Genomic DNA, 22,807 nt, shown 5'->3' with positions numbered 1-22,807 from the left:
TGGCTAGAGCATAATTCCTTAAATCTGGATCAGTTTAAGGAAAATTATGCTCTAATTTTAAAGTGTTAGAGCGACCTTTGTGTGCCAAGTCTGGCACACGGCGCTCTAGTCAGAAGTTCCTCATTGTTCCCCGTCGCCACCGTCTTGTTGTGTTTTTTTGCGGAGGGCGATCTTTGTTTATTTTTTGAGGCTATACATTTGCATAGTACTATGCAAGTGCATAATTTGTGAAAAATAGCTGGTAAAGTGTCGTGTTTTGTCACACCTATGCAGCGGATGCAGCAAGCAAGGAGTATCAGGAGACAATGTCGGGTTTATACAGGCATGCACCGGAGGGAGACCGCCGGCAGGAGCTGATTGAGGCAACGCTGGAATGTATTGCTGAGCTGGGCATTCAGTCGACGACGGTTCGTGCCGTGGCTGCCAAAGCAGGGGTGAGTAACGGTCTGATCCGGCATCACTTTGAGAATAAAGCGAATCTGATTGTTGCTGCCTATCGCAGAACGATGGAACTGATTACCGAGGCGGCATTAGAAGTTCTGGCTTCGAAAGAAGGAACGCCGCATCAGCGTCTCAACCGGTTTGTACGCGTGGCTCTGGGCGGGCAGGCTTCGGAATACCGGATGATTTCACTCTGGGCGACATTTATCAGCCAGATCGGGGTTAATCCGGTAATTGCATCTCTGCGTAGTGAGGAATATCTCAGCTTTCGCCGCGCCACAGAAGCTCTGATTGCTGAAGTCTTCGCTGCGGAAGGCCGTAATCCCTCGACTGAAGAGGTCGAGAAAATGGCTATTGTTGCCAATGCAGTGCTTGACGGTTTGTGGATTGAAGCCTGTCTGGATGAAAGTGGTAAAACCGTTGAGCAGATGATCGATCTCGGCATTAATTCATTTGAAACATTGATGAATGTAAAGCTTACTTGAGTTTTGGCCTGATGATTGCTCTGCTTGCGTGATCAGGGCGCAATCAGACTGGCGGGCAGCTTAGGCGGATAGTCCATTTCGATTTCATCGGCACTGAAGACCGGTGCTGTAAGCGAGTTGCTGGTCAGTACAGAGCGGATTTTATATCTGCCTTCCGCCAGCCCTTTCGGGAAAAACGGCAGATAGGTCTCATCACCGGCAGTCTCATGATAGATCACATAATTGCCTGAACGCTGCTCAACCGGATTATCATCGAGCATGTGCTTTTCGTCCGGTTCGAGTGTCGTGTTGTAAATATCATAGAGCTTGTGCAGGGTCTGTTTGCCGTCCGTTGCTGTAAACAGCAAATGCACTTCACTGTAATTCAGCTGAATATTCTCCAAACCATTATTGCGCAATACCAGCGTGAAAAGATGCTTGTAGTAATCAGGGTCGGTCTCAGCCTGACTATAATCAAAGAGGCTGAGCTGCACTGGCTGGGATTTGGCGTTGTTTTCGACTAGCCATGTTCGCAGATCATAGGCCTCTTTCAGCGAGACCCAATATTCTTGTTGTGCACCTGTGGCAGGCAGTGCAATTTTCATCCAGTCATTACCGGCAAAAGCCAGTTTTCTGACTTGATCACCGTGCTTCAGAAACTGCTGTGCTGCATTTTTCGTATCCGGTTGGTTGTAGAGCGCGAGCCGGTTGACCGGAACCTCCCACATCTCTTCCATCTCAAAACCCGGCAGCGGTGTTTCAAGCAGGATATTGCCCTGCGGATCATAGCGCACCATACGCATCGGCTTGATCAGATAAGGCCAGCCGGACATATCTTCTTCAGGTCGGGATTGTTCTTCCAGCCACAGGTTTTTATGCGCGTCGAACATCAATATGTCGGTGCGGCTATAATGGCCGTCGAGGCTGCAACTGCTTTTGATCGCCTTGCGCTCCGGCAGCCGCTCAATATTCCATAGCTCGCCGCAATTGAGTTTACCCGAGAGTGCGTCTTCAATAATCAGCGGGCTGTAAATTTTCTCCTTGGGATCATAGAGAAACACCGCTGAACCAATATCAAGGCTACCGGCCTCGCGCACACCAAGCGCTAAATCCGGATAGCCGTTATAATCATAGTCTTCGGTTTTCAGGCTGATGTCGACATCCGGCATTGTCATAAAATCAGCTGTCAGAATGCTCAGTTTAGAGCCATCCGGCTGCATGAGCACATAGCCCTCACTGCTTTTTTCAATATGTGCTGAGATGCCGGTTTCAGGCGTGAGTTGCTGAATGATTTCTCCGGCTGCGGACTGTTGCGGCAGGCTCATCAACAAGCCGAGAGACAGCGTAATATTGAAAACAGAGGGGAAGCAGAATTGTTTCATCGCAGACATGCCCTGACAAAGAGAGCTTTCTGCTTATACAAAACCGAAGCATCTGACAAAGAGGATGCTCCGGTTTTTGATAAATTATCCGGCGATTGTCCAGCCGCCGTTTTCACCATGCTTCAGCATCGGTGTGGTGAAGCAACCGCGTGTCATCTCGGCAAATTCTGCGCCGAGTTGCTCAAGCGGTGCACGCCAGCGCTGGGTTTGCAGCATTGCCGCACCGATTACGACCGGCTTGAGTGCACGGGAGTTCAGCAGATTGAGCGCTGCCACAATCGACGTGCCGCTGGAGATCACATCATCCACCAGAGCAATGCGGCGGCCGTCGAGCAGCGGTAGCATACGCGGGTCGATATAGAGCCGTTTGATCTGATCCGGTGTGGTGATGGAGGACAGCGGAACCGACAGTTCTTCCTCATACCAGAATTTGCGCGAAGTCCCCAAAGGCACATAGCGGCTGTGGCCGAGTTTGCGCGCCACTTCACTGGCAAGGGTCAGACCCAGTGTTGGCAGGCCGACAATCACATCCGGTTCAAAGGCTTTGAGCTTAGCGGCCAGATCATCGGACAAGGCATCAACCACATCAAAGGCAGCCTGATTGACGATCAGGGATGCCAGCGCATGTTGTTTATCCGAGAGCGGGCGGATCGGCAGTTGCAGCTGCCGGCCGTCATCCAGCGTGGCCGGAAAGAAAGTTTCATGCACGCCCTGAATATCAAAGGTTTCAGGCGCATAGAGTTTTTGCCAGAATTCATGCGGTTGCATCATGCTCTCCCGACAATTCCTGTTCCACAAGACGTGTCCAGAAACGCACGCCGTGTTCAATGGCATCGTCATTGAAGTCATAGGCCGTATTGTGGTGCAGGGCACCGTCGACAGCGGGGCCGTTACCGAGCCAGACATAACAACCAGGTGCTTCACCGGCGAAGAAGGCAAAATCATCGCCCGCAGTGGAAGGCGGGAAGCTGGTGCGCACTTTGCTGCCAAACACATCCTGTGCGGCACGCAATGCACGGGCTGTGGCATCGGCATTGTTGACGACCGGCGGGATGCGACGAATAAATTCATACTCGGCAGCAATGCCATACATCATCGCAGTGCCCTGTGCGAGGCGGCCAATTTCCTGTTCAAGCTGGTCACGAACATGCGGGGTATAAGCACGGGCGGTGCCGCCGATTTCCACGACATCCGGAATAACATTGAGCGCCTTCGGATCACCGGCCTGCAAGGAGCAGGCGCTGACGACAGCCGGTTGCAACGGATCGACCACGCGGCCGATAATTGTCTGCAATGAGGCGATGAAAGTTGCGGCTGCCGTGACCGGATCTTTACCGAGATGCGGCTTGGCACCATGGGTGCCGGTGCCGCGGAAGGTGACGCGCCAGCTGTCGGAAGAGGCGAGCTGCGGGCCTTCAACCACGGCGATTTCATCAGGATCAAGACCCGGCATATTATGCAGGCCATAAACCGCATCGCACGGAAACAGGTTGAACAGTCCTTCTTCAACCATGCGCTTGGCGCCACCGCGACCTTCTTCTGCAGGCTGGAAGATGAAATGCACAGTGCCGGAGAAGTTACGGCTTTTGGCCAGCGCACGGGCTGCACCGAGCAGAAGTGTGGTGTGGCCGTCATGACCGCAGGCATGCATTTTACCGGCGAATTTTGACTTATAAGGACGATCCGCCATTTCCGGCATTGCCAGCGCATCCATATCTGCGCGCAGACCAATGGTACGGGTACCGTTACCGATCTGCAAAGTACCAACCACACCTGTACCGCCGAGACCGCGATGAATGGTGATACCTGCCTCTTCCAGAAATTTGGCAACAATATCCGAGGTGCGCTCTTCTTCAAAACCGAGTTCAGGATGCGCATGCAGATCGCGGCGCAGCTCGGTCAGAAAAGCAATATCGTCGAGGATAGGATCAGTCATGGGTATTACTCTGTCACTTGCAAAATAGGGGAGGCCAGCACTTGTCCGGTTTTAACATCGGCAATGCCCTGATCAGTCTGGTGCGGGCCGGCATTGCAGGCCAGTGTTGCACCAAAACAGGCTTTGAAAATGAGATAAGGCGGCTGCCAGTCGACCACATCATCCATAGCTGTGCGCAAAGCTGCAAACTGTGCGGCGACATCGGCCAGTGATGCCTCAGACACCAGACCGGAGACCGGCAATGGCAGCAGAGCGGTGACTTTACCATTGAGTGCAACAGCCATGCCGCCACCGGCAGCGGTCACCGCATTGGCTGCGAGTGCCATATCGTCTTCATTGCCACCAAAGACTGTGAGATTATGGCTGTCATGGGAAACTGTGGTGGCGAAAGCACCGCGCCAGCTGCCCCATTCGCGCAGAAAGCCAACGCGCGGTTTCGCCTCTGCACGACCATGGCGATGGGCAACGGCAATCATGGTTGCACCTTGCGGCGGCACTACAAAGCCTTTGGTGACTTCTGTCTCCGCTTGTCCCCATTGGGTAAAGCGCGGGCGGTCAATGGTTGCCACCACAACGCGCTTGGCATCGCTGCGAATACGGAAATCATCGGCGCTTAAAGCACCGATCTTCATGGACTGCAGGAAATCACCGGCACTGGTGCTGGCGAGGGAGTGTGCGAGAGTGCCGTTTTCAGCTGCCACGGTACCGTTGGTTAGCACGGTCTGTGCAGTGAAGTCGGACAGATTGTCGAAGATCACAATATCCGCACGGCGGCCTGCTGCAATCAGGCCGAGGTCATCACGACCAAAGCGGCGTGATGCATTGAGTGTTGCTGCCTGCAATGCCCATTCCGGTTTCATGCCGTAGCGCACCAAGCGGCGCACCACATCATCAAGTCCACCGGCATTGAGCAGATCATCAGGGAACACATCATCTGTGCAGAGTGTGACCGTCTGCGGCAGATGGCTGAGGCGGTTCAGTTCCTGCACAAATTCCGGCAACAGATGATCGTGGGAGCCGCGCATCTCAATAGTCAGACCGGCACGCAGTTTTTCCATCAGATCTTGGCCGGAAATCAGTTCATGATCGGAGGTCACACCCGCAGCCATAAAGGCCGCGAGATCAGGGCCGGTGAGGCTGCGTGCATGGCCGCAAACTGGCTTGCCCGCTGCAAGTCCCGCATGGACAATGGCACTCATGCGCGGTTCGCCGTCAATGACATTGCGCATGGTCATGACCTCGGCAATACCGCCGATTTCAGGCCGCGCCAGCAGGTTATTCAGTACATCAGCATCAAAATCTGCACCGGCCAGTTCCAGCCCCGGTGCGGAAGGCACACAGGAAGGTGCCAGCATAATGGTACGCAGTGGCAGATCACGGGTTGCTGCAATTGCCCAGTCGACACCGACTACGCCATGCACATTGCCGAATTCATGCGGATCCCAGACAATGGTTGTCACACCACGCGGGACTACAGCATTGGCGTAGGTGGCAGGGGTGATCATCGAGCTTTCAATATGCATATGCGTATCGATCAGGCCCGGCGTGATATAACCGCCTTTGGCATTAATGATTTTTATCGCATCCTTACGGCTGTCCGGTGCATGAACGGAGGCAATCAAAGCGCCGGTGATGCCGATATCGGCACGGCGATGTTCGCCGGTCACCATATCAATGATAGTACCGTTGATGATCAGGCAGTCAAAAGCTTCCGCACCGCGTGCCGCAGCTGCTGCTCTAAGACGCAGTTCAGGAGAACTCAGATCAAAGGGTTCTGCACGTGTCATGATTTGGCTGCTTCTGTTCTGAGGGTATCGAGAATAATGCCGAGAATAGCCTCCGCATCGCCGTCAGCTGCATAGGCGGCGTTGAAGGTGGCATGGCTGGAGCGTGTTTCCACCACGGTGCGGCCGCGTGTCATCGAGCCGCAAAGTTCCGCACCAATGAACGCCCTGTCAAAACGCACCAGATCAGGACGGGCAAAAGCCACAGCGGCCGCCGGATCATAGAGCGCCATGGCTGTGCGGCCACGCGAGATCGCAATATTGATGAAGCCGCCGGTCATATCGGCAATCAAAGCGGCATTGGCACCACCGGCTGCACGGATCGGATGCACATCATCCGGCGTAGCGAGAATTTTACGGCAGAAATCGAGTTCCACCATTTTCAACGGCAGTTCATGGGCAAGCACAATCGCCAGCGCTTCCGGATCGGCCAGAGCATTAAACTCGGCCGAGGCCGTGTGATTGCCTTTGCCAACGCCGCCGCCCATCCAGACCAACTCGTCAATCTGTGCTGCCAGATCGGGGCGTGCCAGTGCCAGCGCGGCAATATTGGTGAGGGGGCCAAGTGCAAGAACGCGCTTGGTACCGCAGGTATTTTCCAGCCAGTTGCACAGGGCGGTGAAGGCACAGCCCTGTGTATTATCTTCACAGACAGGTAGGTTCAGGCCGAGTGTCGGAATGCCGGTTTCGCCGAGAATTCCGGCGGCAGTTTCAATCTCCGCCAGAACCGGTTTGTGCCGCCCGCGATAGATCGGAAAATTCCAGCCGAAAACCTGTGTCGCGCCCGCCGCATTGCGGCAGACCTGACCAAGTTCCGTATTTCCGAAAACCAGAGACACACCGTCGATTTCAAGACCCAGATGTTTCACCACCAGAATGGCGGCGATATCATCAAAGCCCATATCCGTATCAATCCAGACACCCATGCTGCAATTTACTCCCGTTCCAGAATTGCCGCCTGATCAATTGGCAGATCAAAGGCAACCTCATCGCCCAGTGCATAGGCAGGCAATGTGGCATCAACATCCGCTTTGACAGAGCCGAATGGTGTTTCCAGCACATATTCACGAGTGTTGCCGGCAAATGCGGCGCCGCGCACAATACCTTTGAGCGGGCCGGTACCAAGCGTGACGATCTTCGGGCGGAACGCCAGACCGGCAGCTTTCGGCAGCACTGCATTGAGTGGGACTTCAGCAGTTTCGGAATAGAGCTTGCCGTCGCGGATCGCATAGACATTCTCGAAGCCGACAAAATCCGCCACAAAGCGCGATGCCGGATGATTATAGATTTCTTCCGGTGTGCCGATCTGTTCAATCGCACCGGCACGCATCACCACGATACGGTCGGCCAGCGCCAGCGCTTCTGCCTGATCATGGGTCACGAAGACCATGGTGACGCCGGTTTCCTGCTGTACGCGTTGCAATTCAGTACGCATGTCGAGGCGCAGACGCGCATCCAGATTGGACAGCGGCTCATCCAGCAGCAGCACCTTCGGTTCCATCACCATCGAGCGGGCAAGGGCAACACGCTGCTGTTGACCACCGGATAATTCCGGCGGCTTACGGTCAGCGAATTTGGCCAGACCAACAGATTTCAGGCCGCTTTCAACTTTTTGACGAAGTTCATCACCCTTGATGCCTTTGAGCTTGAGACCAAAGGCAACATTGTCGAACACGGTCAGATGCGGGAACAGCGCATAGGACTGAAACACCAGCCCGATTTCGCGCTTATTGGCGGCAACGCGGGTAATGTCTTTGTCGTCAAGACGGATAGTACCGCCTGCCACGTCCATCAGGCCTGCAATCGCACGCATGGTTGTGGTTTTACCGCAGCCCGAAGGGCCGAGCAGCGCCAGCAACTCACCTTTGTTGATTGTGAGATTGAGCTTATCCACGGCTGTGGTGTTGCCGTAACGCAGTGTCAGCTGGTCGAGAGTAAGAAAGGCTTGATCAGACATAGCGGGAGAATCCTAGGAAACGTTCTGCGAGAAGGACAATGCCCATGGACAGAAAAGCAAGCAGAGAGGAGAGGGCGGCGATGGAAGGGTCAAAAACAATTTCCATATAGCCCAGCATATCGATTGGCAGGGTGCGCACACCGGGACCTGAGAGGAACAGCGACACCGGTACCTGATTGAAACTGGTGACAAAACCGAGAATGAAAGCGGAAAGAATACCGCCTTTGATATTCGGCATCACCACGCGGAAGAACGCACCGGCACGTGAGCAGCCGAGCAGCACAGCCGCTTCTTCCATATCAGAGCGCAGATTGTTGAGGCTGGCAGACACCACGCGCACTGCGTAAGGCAGTACCAGTGCCGTATGCGCCAAAAACAGCGCCAGCGTGATGGACATACCAACCGGCACCACGAAATAACGCAGCAGTGCCAGACCGACGATAATACCCGGCACAATGATCGGTGAGGATACGATCGTGCGCACAGTTTCAGAAAACGGCATGTCATAGCGTGCCATCGCATAGGCTGCCGGTACACCGAGTGCCAAAGCCACCAGAGTGCCGCCGACCGCCAGAGCCATGGAGGTGATGAAGCTCTGCTGGAAGCTCTCGATAGTAAAGACCTTATAGACCCATTTCAGCGAGAAGCCCTGTGGCGGGAACGCCAGTGTATCACCGGCCGAGAAAGAAGCGGCAACGATGATGAGGAACGGGCCGATCAGAAAGACAATGACAAGCCAGAGAACCAGATTGGCCGGATTAATCAGCCGTGAAAGCAAATTCGAGTTCATTTTTTGCCCTTCACTGTCGCAATACGCTTCAGAAGAATATTAGCGGCGAAACTCATCACGACGAGAATGAGTGCGATAACGCTGGCCGCAGCAAAATTATTGGATACGGTTACATGCTGATAGAGCAGTGTTTCCAGCATCAAAACCTTGGAGCCACCGAGAATGGCCGGTGTGATATAGGCGGTGAGCGAACCGGTGAAAACCAGAGTACCACCCACAACCAGACCTTCTTTGGTCAGCGGCAGAATGATTTTCCAGAAAACGGTAAACCAGCTGGCACCGAGCACGCGGGCTGCAGGCACCACATCTTTCGGCAGGTTTTCCAGCGCACTGATCAGCGAGATCACCATCAGTGGCAGAAACAGCTGCAGCAGACCGATGAAGATCGCGGTTTCAGTGAACAGAATACGCAGTGGCGCATCGCTTAAACCCACAGCCTGCAAGGCCTGATTGATAATACCGGTGCGGCCGAGAATAACGATCCACGCATAGGTACGGGCAACAGGTGAGATCATCATCGGCAGCATGATCAGACCGATCATCCGGCCTTTGGAATTGGCAGGCAGACCGACAATCGCCCATGCGGTGGCATAGCCGATAATCGCGGCGACAACGGTTACTTCCAGTCCCAGCCGCAGGGTACGCCAGAACACGGTGCGGTTCATCGGCTCGGAGAAAAAATCAATCCATGGGGCAATTGTCCATCCTTCTGTCGATCTGAAACCTTCAGACAGCAGAAGAATAACAGGGACGAGGAAGACAAGTGCCGCGAAAAGCGCTGCCGGCAAGGCCAGCCACATGGCTTCGGTGCGGTTGTTGAACATAAGCTTTCCTATAAGACAGGTGGCCTGACCGGAGATGGGGGCATAGATCAAAAAAGAAAGCTGCCCGCGAACTGAAGATGTTACGGGCAGCTGTTGTTATTGTGGCCGGATTACTGACCGATTTTGGCGTTCCATTCTTTTAGCCATGTGTCACGGTTGTCGAGAACGACATCGGACGGAATGAGCTGAAGGCTTTTAGCGGTTTCTTCGCCATAGGTAATGTTATTGGCAACTTCGTCAGAAACCTTAACTTCCTTATTGGCAGGGCTGTCGACCAGCTTTTCAGCAATTTTGGTCTGAATTTCTGTAGAGAGCCAGAAGTCCATGAATTCCAGAGCCAGATCACGGTTCTTGGAATCCTTGGCAACGACCATCACATTCATGCCGCCGGTCTGGCCTTCTTTCGGTGTTGCCCAGCCGAGCGGCAGGTCAAGCTTGGTGAAAGGCGCCCAGGAGAAACGGCCGATTGGTGCTGCCCAGATTTCTTCCTGCTGCATCAGCTGCACGAGCTGCGAGGATTTGACGTAGAAAGTCACGATGTCATCGGACTTTTCACCAACCGCAGCAATCGCGTTTTTCAGATCCGCTTCATTATGGCCGAGGGATTTTTCCAGCATGTAAAGCGCTGTCGGGCCCTGATTGGTGGTCACATTCGGGAAAGCAATATGCGGTGCATATTCAGGCTTCAGAAGGTCTGCCCAGGATTCGATTTTCATCTTGTCGGTGCGGTAGACGATCGAGGTTGCGTAGAATGTGTAGCCAACGCTCATGCCGTCTTTGTTCGGGTCTTTGGCAATGTCGTAGAGCTTGTCGAAGTTGGAAAGCTTGGATGTGTCGATTTTTTCGATCAGACCGGCACGCGATGCCTGCAGCGCATCTGCCATGGATACAACAGCCATATCCACAACCGGATTGGCTTTATTGGCTTCCATTTTAGCAAGACGCTCTACGCTGTTGCCGGTTTCAACAACCAGTTTACAGCCGCATTTTTCTTCAAAAGGCTTGTAGAGGATTTCTTTGAAATCATCCTGCGCAAAAGCGTAAACCGAAATGGTCAGGGTCTTGTCAGCGGCATAAGACGCTGTGGTCAGAAGCGCCAGTGTGGATGCGGCGATGAGTTTCTTCAGCACTTTTAAAGTCCTTTTGCGGAAGTGGATGAGGATAGAATAGAACGGCATGTTTGGCGGGCAATCAGCGTCATTGGTACACGGGATGTGCCGAATGTCGGCACAGGTCCTTTGCGGCTTTCACTTTTGCCTTCAATAGCTTGCACCAGTGAGGCAATGGCAATTTCACCGATACGCGGCAAATCCATGCGCACGGTGGAAAGAGCAGGCGTAATACCTGACGCCCAGAACAGGTCATCAAAACCAATAACACTGACATCATCCGGCACACGGTAACCGCTGTGATAAAGCTCGGTCATCGCACGCAGGGCATGCACATCAGACACGGCGGCAATGGCCGTGGTGCCGGATGCAATTTTCTCATTCAGGCCGAGATGGGCGCCTTTGCCGAATTCAGCCTCGTGATGTTCGATCCACAGAACATCAATTTCTGTTTGTTTGCCTAATCCTGCGCGAATACCGCCCAAGCGGTCATTCTGTACGATAGAGGCCGGATTTTTGCCGATCAGCAGCACTTTACGATGTCCGCCGGACACCAGATGCTGGCCAACCAGTTCGCCGCCCTGCCAGTGATCCGCCGCAACCGTATTGCCGGGCGTTGAAGGGCTATCGATCACCGCGACAGGAATATCCAGATCCGCAATGCGGGTGCCAAGGCGCGGTACGATCACCAGACCATCGACACCATATTCAATCAGACGATTAATCGCCTCAGTCTGAAGACTGACATTTCCGCGGGAATCCGCAATCAGAATACCATATCCGGCTGCCGCTGCCGCTGCTTCAATCGCCTGTGCGATTTGCGGAAACAGGGGATTGGCAATATCCGGCAAAACCAGACCCAGTACGCTGTTACGCCCTGTACGCAAAGCCCGCCCTGTATGGCTCGGGACATAGCCCATGCGGGCGGCTTGTTCTTTAACGCGGGAAATGAGACTGGCAGAAACCCGTCCTTTTCCGGACAGGGCATTAGACACGGTTGCAACCGACACACCTAGGGCTTTAGCGACATCGCTCAGATTAGGTGTCTGTTTAGGTTGCAAGGTGTCGGACATCGAAACCATCTTGATTAAACGATTAATCAACTCCCGATACGGATTCTCGGCCGGAGAGTCAATCAGGATAATCACCTTGTCATGATTCAGACACAGTTTATGCAATCAGGACTTGTCGCTGATTTTTGCGGAATAGTGCGGGAGGTCTATATGAGCGATGTGGCCAGCAATTTGTTTTGACTGGTAATTTTGCTGGCAGATAAGTGGTGGAACCGAAGAATGGCGTGCTTTTGACGGGGAAAACGTCGTGCGGAAAAAACAATGAAACCGGATGATTAAAAAGTCCGGAGCAGGTGTTCGGGGGTGATTAAACGCCGCCCGCTCCGGAAAAAAAGCAAACGCACAGAAATGTGGTGCTGTGAGTCTGCGGCTGTTTCGAGCGGTTTGCGCTCATGTTAGGCCTTAGTGGTCGCATTCTCACTGCCGTCAAGTTAGTTCAACTTGACGGCAGTGAGAATGCTCTGGCTGAATTACTCCGGCATCAGCTGTCCCTGATGGAAGAAGGCGCGCAGTTTTTGCAGGTACGGTTCAATGTCAAAACCGTTGTCTTTAATCCAGCTGTCATTGAGATAAGTGGAACGATAACGATCGCCGTGGTCGCAGAGCAGGGTCACAACTGAACCGGTTTCTCCTCGGCGGATCATATCGGAAATCAGATGTGCACAGGCCCAGATATTGGTGCCGGTAGAGCCGCCGCAGGTGCGGCCAAGAATTTCACCGATGACGCGCTGTGCAGCGAGGCTGGCTGCATCAGGCACGGCGACCATGCAATCCACGACTTCCGGTATGAAAGACGGCTCAACGCGCGGGCGGCCAATGCCTTCGATCATCGAAGTGCAGCAAGGAATTTCCGTAACAGAACGATCCATGAAGTGCTGATGGAAGATAGAACCGGACGGATCGGCTACACAAAGACGGGTGTCCAGCGCACGGTAGCGGATATAGCGCCCGAGTGTTGCGGAGGTGCCGCCGGTGCCTGCACCGGTCACAATCCAGCGCGGGTTCGGATGTTCTTCGCGCTGCATCTGGCTGAAAATGGAGTCGGCAATATTGTTGTTGCCACGCCAGTCCGTTGCGCGTTCCGCATAGGTGAACTGGTCCATATAATAGCCGCCGGTATCTTCTGCCACCTGACGGGCGGCATCATAAACGCTCTTCGGATCATCAACGAGATGCGGACGTCCGCCGTAAAATTCAATCGCTGCAATCTTCTCCGGCGATGTGGTGCGTGGCATCACTGCTACAAACGGTAAGTTGAGCATACGAGCGAAATAGGCTTCGGAAACCGCGGTTGAACCGCTGGAGGCCTCTACGATTGTCGTGCGCGGGCCGACCTTGCCGTTACAAATGGCGAAGAGAAACAGCGAGCGGGCAAGACGGTGTTTCAGGCTGCCGGTCGGGTGGCTGGATTCATCTTTAAGATAGAGTGTAATGCCGTTGAATTTCGGCAGATCAACGCGGATAAGATGCGTATCAGCAGAGCGGTTGAAATCCGCTTCAATGGTTGCAATAGCGCGGTGGCGCCAATCCATATGACATTCTTCGGTATGGCCGCACTGAATAATCTGACTCATATATTCCCCTCTGTCTGAAACAGACCAACTGAATTGACTGCCGTATATTTTTGCACATTCTTGTGTGCTTTTAAAAAAATTTTTTATTCCTGACACCGGATTTGGATTGTTTTACCCTTCGTCCTGCTCCACGCTGGGGTAAACTCTGTAAAACTAAAGCACTGTTTATCTTGCGCAAAGTGAAAACCCGCAAAGCAGTGCAGTTTCCCCCAGCCGCATATGTGCCTCGAGGAATTTATGAAATGAGCTGTTTTCCATTTTGGTGGTTGACAGCCTTAACTGACGGTGACAGGTTATTTGAAAAATGAATAAACGGCAATACTTCATCCGTAAAGTAACTATATCTCGCCGGACAGTGTGATCTGTCTGTTACCTGATTGAAATGCTTGTGCTGAAGCAATGTCTGGGGAACGTAATGAAACAATCTGCTTTGGAAGCCGTGAGTCTTTGGCTCGCCGGTAATGTTGAAGATGTGCCGCCTTTTGAGGCGCTCGCTGCCCGTCAGGACGTGTTTGTCATGACACGTCAGGCGCAGGATGCGGTGCTGAAGCCTGCGGATGCCGGCGCGTGGCCGCATGCATTGCGTGCAGCTTTTGCTGCCCGTATCGCGGCAGTAAATGATAATCCTTACCTCGGCGCGCTTTATGGTCAGGCTGCTGCCGGTTCAGACTATGCTGATCTTGCGCAGAACAACTTTGTACCTGCCGATGCTGTGCAGCAAAAAGTCGTGGCTTTCATGGATAAGGTTGCCAACAACACCAAAGATGTCAGTGCAGATGATATCGCGGTTTTGCAGCAGGCCGGCGTTGCCGATGCTGATATTGTGCGCCTGTGCGAACTGAATGCTTTTCTTGCCTATCAAATCCGCGTGGCGTCCGGCCTCGCATCTTTGGCTGAAGCTGACGGGGGGCAGAACTGATGAGCGAGATCATTCACAAATTCACAAAAACTGTTCCTGAATGGCGTCCGCGTGTGAAGCCGGTCGTGCTGGCGGAAGCTACACCGGAACAGCTGGATGCACTGAAAGTGACACCATCCAACACCAAAGTATCCGATTATGTGCTGGTACTGGCGCATGATCCGGAAAGCCTGAATGTACGCTCCCCGCTGTTCAATACAGTGATGTATGGCAAGGGTGGTCTGGGGCGTGCAGAGCGTGAGCTTGGTGCATTGGGCGCATCGGTGGTCAATCGCTGCATCTATTGTGCAGCCGTGCATGCGCAGCGTCATGCGCAGCTCAGCCGTGATGAGAGCGTAACCGACAAGCTGTTCCTTGATGGCGAGAAGGCGAAATTGGATCCTAAAAATCAGGCGATTTTTGATTTTGCACTGAAGCTGTCGCAGTTTCCGCCGCAGACAAATGCAGAAGATGCTCGCCGGTTGCAGGAGCAGGGGCTGAACAAGGAAGAGGCAGTTGATCTGGTGCTGTCTACTGCCATGTTCGGCTGGGCAAACCGCCTGATGCATGTGCTGGGCGATCCTGTCAAATAACTGAATTCACCACCGTAGAGCCTGACCACTAATGCTGCCTGAACAGGCTGGCAGGGAGAAACTATGCGCAATTTAAAGGCGCTGGAAGCCTATCTGGAAGTTGCAACTTTAGGCAGCGTCACTGCCGCTGCCAAACGGCTGCAATTGTCCCAGCCTTCCGTCAGCCGGATTATTCAGGATCTGGAACGCGATCTCGGCCAGAAGCTTTTTGTCCGTGTCGGGCAGCGTCTGGCGCTGACCCAGCAGGGCATGTTGCTGCGTGATGATGTAGAGCGGGCATTGGCCGGTGTCGCTGAGGTTTGGGAGCGCGCGCAGGAAGTGGCCAATCTCAGGACGCGGCCAGTGCGCATTGCCTGTATCTCGGCGCTGGCTTTTGGTCTTGTGCCGCATGCATGGGCATCGCTCAGCCATTCCGTTGGAGCGGAGGGTGCAAGGCGTATTGCTATTCAGACGGATACGCCGGAACGGGTACGCAGTTCAGTTCTCTCGAACGATGCGGATATCGGCGCGACCAGTCTGCCATTGCAGCATCGCGATCAGACAACCCACTGGTTCGGCAGTGCGCCCTGCGTTCTGGCTGTGCGGGCTGATGATCCGCTGGCGAAAGAGCAGGGGCCAATTCCGCTCTCGGCAATCAAAAGCCGCACCTTGGTGGAAATGTCCAATCGTCGCGGCCTGCCTGCCCGCATCCGCCAGACCTTGAAAAACAATCATATTGAGACCGGCGGGCTTATCCGCACCAACTCAACCATGAATGCACTGGCGCTGATCCGTGCCGGTGCGGGTGGTCCTGCGGGAACCGTCGGTGTGGTTGAGCCGGTTACCTCTGCCGGTACGCCGCTGGACGGCATCGTTACTTTGCCGCTGGCGCTGGATATTCCTTATAGTTTCGGTGTGATCAGTCACAATGCCACGCAGCTAAGCGAGACAGCAGCAGAACTGATCACCGCTCTGGAACAGGCCGCCCATCTATTGGTGCCGGGTTTCAAACTTCACACGCCTGATGAACATCAATCGCTGATTACCCAGCTTGCATTGCTGGAGGACTGACCATGACAAAATTTCCCTCATCGCTTGAAGAACTCAACAGCCTCGTTGCCCGTGATCTGGATTATCTGACATTACCGGCCAAAGAATGGGTGCCGCTGAAACAGATCGGTGGCGAAACACTGCTGGATGTGGCCATTATCGGTGGCGGCATGGCAGGCCTGTCGGCTGCGGCATCGTTGAAACATCTTGGTATCCGCACGGTCATTTTTGATGCGCGCCCTCATGGTTTTGAAGGCCCTTGGGCAACAACAGCGCGCATGGAAACCCTGCGCTCGCCAAAGAGCCTGACAGGGCCGGCGATTGGCATTCCGTCGCTGACATTCCGTGCATGGTTCACCGCACAATTCGGTGAGGCCGATTGGGATGCGCTCGATAAAATTCCGCGCCTGCAATGGATGGATTATCTGCGTTGGTATCGCGATGTTCTCAATATTGAGTTGCGCAATGATCATCGCATTACACTGATCAAGCCGGAAGCTGATCACACCGTGCTGGAGCTGGAAACCCCGCAAGGCAGCCAGACTGTCCGTGCCCGTCACGTGGTACTGGCAACCGGACGCGATGGTCTCGGCGGGCCTTATGTGCCGGAGATTATCCGCACTCTGCCAAAGCAGTTCTGGGCACATTCGTCAGATGAAAATGATTATAGCGTGCTGAAGGGTAAATGGGTTGCCGTCATCGGTGCCGGTGCATCGGCGATGGATAGTGCGGCAACGGCTCTGGAAGCGGGGGCGGCGCGTGTTGATCTGCTGATCCGCCGCAAGGATATTCCGCGGATTAACCGCGGTAAGGGCATGGGTAATCCGGGCTCGGTCTATGGTATGCAAAATCTCGACGGCCGCACCAAACTGGCAATTTACAGCTATATCGGTGCGGAACAGGTGCCGCCGCCGCGTGCCAGTGTGCTGCGCGTCAGCCGCCATAACAATGCATTCTTTCAGCTGGGCGCTTCCCTTGAGAGCATCGTTGTGAAGGGTGACAAGATCGAGATCACCACGCCACAGGGGCGCAGACAATTCGACTTCCTGATCGCTTCCACCGGTTTTCAGATTGACTGGCGCCAGAAAGCCTTCCTGTCGGAAATCGCCAGCAAAGCCCGCACATGGGAAGAACGTCTGGCACCGCTGACCGGCAATGAGGATCGCTCATTGACTGAGGCACCGGATCTCGGACCATCTTTTGAATTCCTGCCAAAAGCGGGCGTGGAGGCAGAGGGTCTGTCCCGTATTCATTGTTTCTGCTATCCGGCCATGATGTCTCATGGCGGTGTATCCGGTGATATTCCGTCGATCAGTGAAGGCGCAGCCCGTCTGTCAACGGGCATTGCTGCTACGCTGTATCATGAAGATATCGACCAGCATTTTGCCAATGCCAAGAGCTATTCAGAGCCGGAAGTTTTCGGTGATGAATGGGTTGAAGCGAATAATTATGACCAGACTGATCTTGAGGCGCTGGTATGAATTTCACTGTCTGGCTCATCAAACGATTAGCTCAGGCGGCGGTCGTTCTGCTGATTATGTCGGTCATCGTGTTTCTCGGCCTGCATATGATTGGCAATCCGGCAGATATTCTGCTGGCACCCGATGCAACGCAGGTCGACCGCGCAGAGCTGATTGAACGCCTCGGCCTCGATCTGCCGGTCTGGCAGCAATATTGGTTGTTTTTGAAAAGTGCTTTACAGGGCGATCTGGGCAATAGCTTTGTCTATAATACGCCTGCGGTGACGCTGATCCTGCAACGCCTGCCGGCAACGCTGGAACTGGCCGTATTGGCGATGATTTTTGCGGTATTTATCGGCATTCCGCTCGGCCTTTTTGCTGGGCTTAAACCGGAAAATCCGTTTGCCAAGCTGATCACCACCGGCAGTATTCTGGGCTTTTCCCTGCCGACATTTTGGGTTGGCCTGCTGCTGATTATGACTTTCAGCGTGTCACTCGGGCTGTTGCCTGCCAGCGGGCGCGGCACAACCGTACGTCTCTTCGGTGTGGAATGGTCATTCCTGACCCTTGATGGTCTGCGTCATATGTTGCTGCCTGCAATCAATCTGGCGATGTTTAAAGTCTCGCTGGTTGTGCGCCTTACCAATGCCGGTGTGCGTGAAGTGAAATCGCTGGATTATGTGCGCTTTGCCCGTGCCAAAGGCCTGTCGCCTTTGCGTGTTGTGCGCCGTCATATCCTGCGCAATGTCATGATCCCGCTGGTCACTGTGCTTGGTATCGAATTCGGTTCGACTGTCGCTTTCGCAGTGGTAACCGAGAGTATTTTCTCATGGCCGGGTGCCGGTAAGCTTATCCTCGACAGTATCAATGCGCTCGACCGCCCTGTGGTTGTTGCCTATCTGATGGTGGTTGTGACGCTGTTTGTGACGATCAATCTTATCGTGGATATTCTGTATCGTGTGCTTGATCCGCGCGTCAGAACGGAGGCGGCTGCATGACCATGTCTCTCACCAAACCACCGCGCTCACCAGTCGCGGAAAATATCCGCATGTTCCTGCGCTCGCCGCTTGCTGTTTTCGGGTTGGCTTTGTGTGTGCTGATTGCCGCTGCCGCTATTTTCGCACCGCTGATCGCACCGCAAAACCCTTATGACATGATGGCGATTGACGTGATGGATGCACGTCTTGCACCGGGTGAAACCAATATGACGGACGGTTACACCTATCTGCTCGGGACTGACGGGCAGGGGCGTGATCTGTTCTCGGCTATTCTCTACGGCCTGCGTACCAGTTTGGTTGTCGGCATTGGTTCAGCCACCATTGCCGGTGTAATCGGCATCGTGCTCGGGCTGGTTGCGGCCTATGCAGGCGGCAAAACCGATGCACTGCTGATGCGTCTGGTCGATCTGGTGATGTCGCTGCCGTCTATTCTTGTGGCACTCTTGATGCTGGCTTTCTTCGGCCGCGGTGTCGGCAATGTGGTGATCACTCTGGTGCTGCTGGAATGGGCCTATTATGCCCGTACTGCCCGAGGTCAGGCGCTGGTGGAAAGCCGTCGTGACTATGTGGAATCTGCCCGCGGGCTTGGCCTGTCGCCGCTCAGAATTCTGCTTGGCCATATTCTGCCGAATTGCATGCCACCGCTGATCGTCATCGGTACATTGCAGATCGCCCGTGCGATCACGCTGGAAGCCACGCTGAGCTTTCTCGGCCTTGGCGTGCCGGTGACAGAGCCTTCGCTTGGCCTGCTAGTGTCCAATGGTTTCCAGTATATGCTGTCGGGTGATTACTGGATCAGTTTCTTTCCGGGTCTGGCTTTGCTGATTTCGATCGTGGCTATCAACCTCGTGGCCGACCGCCTGCGTGATGTGTTTAATCCGAGGGCTTTATCATGAGTGAATTGCTGCTGGATGTCCGTAATCTCTGCACGAGGTTTTATACCGATTCCGGTGTGCTTCATGCGGTTGAGGATGTGTCTTTCACATTGCGTGCGGGGCAGACTATGGGGTTGGTTGGTGAATCCGGCTCCGGTAAGTCGGTGACAGGTTTTTCGATTTTGGGGCTGATCGATCAGCCGGGTCGGATTGTGTCCGGTGAGGTGCTGTTCAAAGGACAGGATATTACCAAACTGTCCAAGAAACAGCTGCGCCATTTGCAGGGCAACCGTATTGCAATGGTGTTTCAGGACCCGATGATGACGCTCAATCCGGTGCTGCGTATCTCCGAGCAGATGATTGAAGCACTGCAGGCGCATGAGAAAATCTCCTATGCCGATGCCCGTCAGCGTGCCCGTGATGTGCTGGGTGCAACCGGTGTGCCAAGTCCTGAAAGCCGTCTGGATGCCTATCCGCATCAATTGTCGGGCGGTATGCGTCAGCGCGTGGCATTGGCAATCGCCATGCTCAATAAGCCGGATCTGATTATCGCTGATGAGCCGACCACGGCTTTGGATGTGTCGATCCAGTCGCAAATTCTGGCGGAAGTGCAGGGGCTGGTCAAAGCCACCAATATGGCGCTGATCTGGATTACCCATGACCTGTCAGTGGTGGCCGGTATCGCCGACACATTATCGGTGATGTATGCCGGACGTATTGTCGAAACCGGTCATGTCGGTGCTGTGCTTGATCAGCCACGCCATCCATATACCGCAGGATTGATCGGCAGCCTGCCCGGCAATGCGGAACCGGGCACTCGCTTGCAGCAAATTCCGGGGCTGGCACCGAATATGTTCCATCCGCCGAAAGGCTGTGCTTTTGCCGCTCGTTGCGGCTCGGCAACAGATGCCTGTCAGGTGCAGCCGGAATTTACCGGAACAGAGGATCATCGCTATCGCTGCTTCCATCCGGTTACGCTGAATAGCAATATGCAGGAGCTGCGGCCATGACCAGTAAAAATCATGATATTTCCGCAGAGCAGCAACCAATTGTTCTGCAAATGCAGAATATTGAAAAGCGCTTTGGTGGCGGTGGTTCTGCCTTAACTGAGCGTATGGGGCTGTCACGCCCGCGCCCTGTTGTGCATGCGCTGGATGGTGTGAACCTGACCATCCGCGCCGGTGAATTTGTCGGTCTGGTCGGAGAATCCGGCTCCGGCAAGTCCACGCTCGGTCGTATTGCAGCCGGTTTGATGGCACCAAGCAGCGGCGATGTTAAGGTCTATGATAAAGCACCGTCGCGCGAGAATAAAACACATCTTGATGTGCAGATGATCTTTCAGGATCCGCAAGCCAGTCTCAATCCGCGCAAGCGTATTGATAAGGCTGTGGGCGAGGCTCCGCTGATCCATGGCCTGACAAACCGCGCAGGCTTGGATGAGTATGTCAGTGCGCAGCTGCGCCGTGTCGGGCTTGATCCGGCAATCCGCACCCGTTTTCCGCACCAGTTTTCGGGCGGTCAGCGGCAGCGCATCAGTATTGCCCGTGCTCTGGCGCTTAATCCGCGTTTTCTGGTCTGTGATGAATCCATTGCGGCACTGGACGTTTCTATTCAGGCGCAAATCCTCAACCTGTTTATGGATCTGCGTGAAGAGCTTGATCTGACCTATTTGTTTATCAGCCATGATCTGCGGGCGGTGCGCCATGTCTGCGACCGCGTCTTGATCATGTATCTGGGCAGAGTGGTGGAGGATGCACCGGCGAAGGAATTCTTTGCCCGCCCGAACCATCCTTATACGAAAATGCTGCTATCCGAAGTGCCGGATCTCTCGCAGCGCGGCAAAGCCTATTCAGCGATTAAAGGGGAAATTCCAAGCCCGATTAATCCGCCGAAGGGCTGTCATTTTCATCCGCGCTGTCCGCTTGCTTTCGACAAATGCCGCCTTGAACGCCCTGCATTGAAGCAGGTTGGTGAGCAGCATTTAAGCGCCTGCCATCTCAACGATAACCCTTCATTCATTGATAAAGCCGCCCCATTGGAGTTAACCGCATGAAAAATTTACTTGCTGCCCTTGTTATGACCACCAGCCTGTTTTCTGCCAGTGCCATGGCAGAAGAACTGCGTATCGGTTTTGCGGATCCGTTGTCTTCCATTGATCCGCAACTGAACAACCATGCCGGTGACCATTCCGTCGCCCAGCATTTCTGGAGCGGCCTGACCGGCAAAGACGCCATTAATATGCAGCCGGGTGTTGCCAAGACATGGCGCAATATTGACCCGCTGACATGGGAATTTACCCTTTTTGACAATGCCGTTTGGTCAGATGGTCAGCCGGTAACTGCTGCGGATGTGGCTTTCTCCTATGACCGTGCCCGTGATGTGCCAGGCAGTGTTGCCAGCGTCAAAGGTTTTATCCGCACGGTTGATAAGGTAGAGATCAAAGATGACCATCATCTGCTGGTCAAAACCACTGTGCCTGATCCGCTGCTGCCGGTCAGCCTTTCCAGCCTTTATATTGTCAGCAAGCATGTCGGTGAGAAATCAACCACGGAAGATTACAACAGCGGCAAAGCCATGGTTACTAATGGTGCCTATAGCTATGTCGGCTATACACCGGGTGACCGCGTGCTGATGAAGCGCAACGAAACCTATACCGGCGATAAGCCTGAATGGGATACGGTTACCTATCGATATATTGCCAATCCGGCAGCGCGTACTGCTGCCTTGCTGGCCAAAGATGTGGATGTGATCGACAAAGTATCGGTTGCCGATATTTCCAAGCTGGAAAAGTCGGAAGGCGTTAAAGTTTATGCCTATCCGGGGCTGCGTGCGCTGATTATGCAGCCAAGCTTTAGCGCGCAGCCGTCCAAATATCTGACTGACAAAGCCGGAAATCCGCTGAAGGAAAATCCGTTGCTGAACCAGAAAGTGCGTGAAGCGCTGACACTGGCGATCAACCGTGAAGCACTGGTGAGCCGCATTATGCAGGGCGGCGCAACAGTGGCGAACCAGTGGATGCCTGAAGGCACATTCGGTTATGACACGGATACGAAAGATATTCCGTTCGATGCCAAAAAAGCCAAGGAACTGCTGACAGAAGCAGGCTATCCGGATGGTTTCAAAATGACGATCCATGCGCCAAGCGACCGTTATCTGCAAGGCCCTGAAACCGCGCAGGCTCTGGCTCAGTTCTGGACACGTATCGGCGTGGAAACTCAGGTGGAAGTCGTACCCTTTTCGGTCTATTCCGGCAGCGCCAATAAAAACGAATATGCCATGACCATGATCGGCTGGGGTAATGGTACCGGCGAAGGCACCTATGCCATGACCTCTATTCTGGCAACGCCGAATAAGGAAAAAGGCGTTGGTGCATCCAACTGGGGTCACTACAGCAGTGCCGATCTTGACAAGGCTCTGGCTGAGGCAACGTCAGAATTCGACAATGCCAAGCGTGAAGAGATTATCCGTGGTGCGGTGAAAACCGTAATGGGTGATGTCGGTATTATGCCGCTGTTCCACTATAAAAACATCTGGGCATCGCGCGATGATCTGAAAGTTGTGCCATGGAACAGTGACCGTACCGTTGCGATGCAGGTCAGCAAAATCAAAGCTGACTGAGG

21 protein-coding genes are annotated in these 22,807 nt (G+C 54.0%); 10 read left to right on the top strand and 11 right to left on the bottom strand.

Annotated features, from left to right (window positions below):
* The first annotated feature begins 305 nt into the window (after positions 1 to 305).
* On the top strand, positions 306 to 926 hold the full coding sequence (locus tag DFR47_RS05040; RefSeq protein ID WP_113943329.1) for a TetR family transcriptional regulator C-terminal domain-containing protein: 621 nt from the start codon (positions 306 to 308) through the stop codon (positions 924 to 926).
* Positions 927 to 958: 32 nt separating this feature from the next.
* Here the strand turns inward: DFR47_RS05040 and DFR47_RS05035 are convergent, their stop codons facing one another.
* From DFR47_RS05035 to DFR47_RS04985, 11 genes are all read right to left on the bottom strand, one after another.
* Complete coding sequence (locus DFR47_RS05035; protein ID WP_113943328.1) at positions 959 to 2,287, bottom strand: hypothetical protein; 1,329 nt, start codon at positions 2,285 to 2,287, stop codon at positions 959 to 961.
* Between the two features lie 84 nt (positions 2,288 to 2,371).
* Entirely contained in the window at positions 2,372 to 3,055 is a 684-nt protein-coding gene (locus tag DFR47_RS05030) for a phosphoribosyltransferase (protein ID WP_113943918.1), read from the bottom strand.
* Positions 3,042 to 4,223, bottom strand: coding sequence for an amidohydrolase (locus DFR47_RS05025; protein WP_113943327.1), 1,182 nt, complete (start codon positions 4,221 to 4,223; stop codon positions 3,042 to 3,044). Before DFR47_RS05025 ends, DFR47_RS05030 begins: the two co-directional genes overlap by 14 nt.
* Positions 4,224 to 4,228: 5 nt before the next feature.
* Positions 4,229 to 6,010 (bottom strand): adenine deaminase, encoded by a 1,782-nt coding sequence (locus DFR47_RS05020; protein WP_113943326.1) that lies wholly within the window; start codon positions 6,008 to 6,010, stop codon positions 4,229 to 4,231.
* A complete protein-coding gene (locus DFR47_RS05015; RefSeq protein ID WP_113943325.1) occupies positions 6,007 to 6,933 on the bottom strand; it encodes a nucleoside hydrolase in 927 nt (308 codons plus the stop codon). The genes DFR47_RS05020 and DFR47_RS05015 overlap by 4 nt, the downstream gene beginning before the upstream one ends.
* A gap of 8 nt (positions 6,934 to 6,941) precedes the next feature.
* Complete coding sequence (locus DFR47_RS05010) at positions 6,942 to 7,964, bottom strand: ABC transporter ATP-binding protein (protein WP_113943324.1); 1,023 nt, start codon at positions 7,962 to 7,964, stop codon at positions 6,942 to 6,944.
* Positions 7,957 to 8,754 carry an ABC transporter permease gene (locus tag DFR47_RS05005; RefSeq protein WP_113943323.1) on the bottom strand — a complete coding sequence of 266 codons (798 nt, stop codon included), beginning with the start codon at positions 8,752 to 8,754 and terminating at the stop codon, positions 7,957 to 7,959. The genes DFR47_RS05010 and DFR47_RS05005 overlap by 8 nt, the downstream gene beginning before the upstream one ends.
* Positions 8,751 to 9,578: an ABC transporter permease gene (locus tag DFR47_RS05000; RefSeq protein ID WP_022709509.1), complete on the bottom strand. Its 828-nt coding sequence runs from the start codon at positions 9,576 to 9,578 to the stop codon at positions 8,751 to 8,753. The genes DFR47_RS05005 and DFR47_RS05000 overlap by 4 nt, the downstream gene beginning before the upstream one ends.
* 110 nt (positions 9,579 to 9,688) lie before the next feature.
* Positions 9,689 to 10,705 (bottom strand): ABC transporter substrate-binding protein, encoded by a 1,017-nt coding sequence (locus DFR47_RS04995; protein ID WP_113943917.1) that lies wholly within the window; start codon positions 10,703 to 10,705, stop codon positions 9,689 to 9,691.
* Between the two features lie 5 nt (positions 10,706 to 10,710).
* Complete coding sequence (locus DFR47_RS04990) at positions 10,711 to 11,760, bottom strand: LacI family DNA-binding transcriptional regulator (RefSeq protein WP_113943916.1); 1,050 nt, start codon at positions 11,758 to 11,760, stop codon at positions 10,711 to 10,713.
* 470 nt (positions 11,761 to 12,230) lie between these two features.
* Positions 12,231 to 13,334, bottom strand: a complete 1,104-nt coding sequence (locus DFR47_RS04985; protein ID WP_113943322.1) for a PLP-dependent cysteine synthase family protein — start codon at positions 13,332 to 13,334, stop codon at positions 12,231 to 12,233.
* A 415-nt stretch (positions 13,335 to 13,749) separates the two neighbouring features.
* On the opposite strand from DFR47_RS04985, the gene DFR47_RS04980 reads away from it, so the two are divergent.
* The 9 genes from DFR47_RS04980 to DFR47_RS04940 all read left to right on the top strand — a co-directional run bounded on the left by DFR47_RS04980 (position 13,750) and on the right by DFR47_RS04940 (position 22,805).
* Entirely contained in the window at positions 13,750 to 14,253 is a 504-nt protein-coding gene (locus DFR47_RS04980) for a hypothetical protein (protein WP_147245495.1), read from the top strand.
* A complete protein-coding gene (locus DFR47_RS04975) occupies positions 14,253 to 14,825 on the top strand; it encodes a peroxidase-related enzyme (protein ID WP_113943320.1) in 573 nt (190 codons plus the stop codon). The genes DFR47_RS04980 and DFR47_RS04975 overlap by 1 nt, the downstream gene beginning before the upstream one ends.
* 63 nt (positions 14,826 to 14,888) lie before the next feature.
* Positions 14,889 to 15,875 (top strand): LysR family transcriptional regulator, encoded by a 987-nt coding sequence (locus tag DFR47_RS04970; protein ID WP_113943319.1) that lies wholly within the window; start codon positions 14,889 to 14,891, stop codon positions 15,873 to 15,875.
* A gap of 2 nt (positions 15,876 to 15,877) precedes the next feature.
* On the top strand, positions 15,878 to 17,335 hold the full coding sequence (locus DFR47_RS04965; RefSeq protein ID WP_113943318.1) for an NAD(P)-binding domain-containing protein: 1,458 nt from the start codon (positions 15,878 to 15,880) through the stop codon (positions 17,333 to 17,335).
* Positions 17,332 to 18,312 (top strand): ABC transporter permease, encoded by a 981-nt coding sequence (locus tag DFR47_RS04960; protein WP_113943317.1) that lies wholly within the window; start codon positions 17,332 to 17,334, stop codon positions 18,310 to 18,312. The genes DFR47_RS04965 and DFR47_RS04960 overlap by 4 nt, the downstream gene beginning before the upstream one ends.
* Positions 18,309 to 19,208 (top strand): ABC transporter permease, encoded by a 900-nt coding sequence (locus tag DFR47_RS04955; RefSeq protein ID WP_210207263.1) that lies wholly within the window; start codon positions 18,309 to 18,311, stop codon positions 19,206 to 19,208. The genes DFR47_RS04960 and DFR47_RS04955 overlap by 4 nt, the downstream gene beginning before the upstream one ends.
* On the top strand, positions 19,205 to 20,197 hold the full coding sequence (locus DFR47_RS04950; RefSeq protein WP_113943316.1) for an ABC transporter ATP-binding protein: 993 nt from the start codon (positions 19,205 to 19,207) through the stop codon (positions 20,195 to 20,197). Before DFR47_RS04955 ends, DFR47_RS04950 begins: the two co-directional genes overlap by 4 nt.
* The gene (locus tag DFR47_RS04945; protein ID WP_113943315.1) at positions 20,194 to 21,240 is read left to right on the top strand and encodes an ABC transporter ATP-binding protein; all 1,047 of its coding nucleotides are present in this window, start codon (positions 20,194 to 20,196) and stop codon (positions 21,238 to 21,240) included. The genes DFR47_RS04950 and DFR47_RS04945 overlap by 4 nt, the downstream gene beginning before the upstream one ends.
* Positions 21,237 to 22,805: an ABC transporter substrate-binding protein gene (locus DFR47_RS04940; protein ID WP_113943314.1), complete on the top strand. Its 1,569-nt coding sequence runs from the start codon at positions 21,237 to 21,239 to the stop codon at positions 22,803 to 22,805. Before DFR47_RS04945 ends, DFR47_RS04940 begins: the two co-directional genes overlap by 4 nt.
* Positions 22,806 to 22,807: the final 2 nt, after the last annotated feature.

This window comes from Pseudochrobactrum asaccharolyticum (assembly GCF_003314995.1).
Classification (GTDB): domain Bacteria; phylum Pseudomonadota; class Alphaproteobacteria; order Rhizobiales; family Rhizobiaceae; genus Pseudochrobactrum; species Pseudochrobactrum asaccharolyticum.
This window is presented reverse-complemented; position numbering and strand designations above follow the sequence as displayed.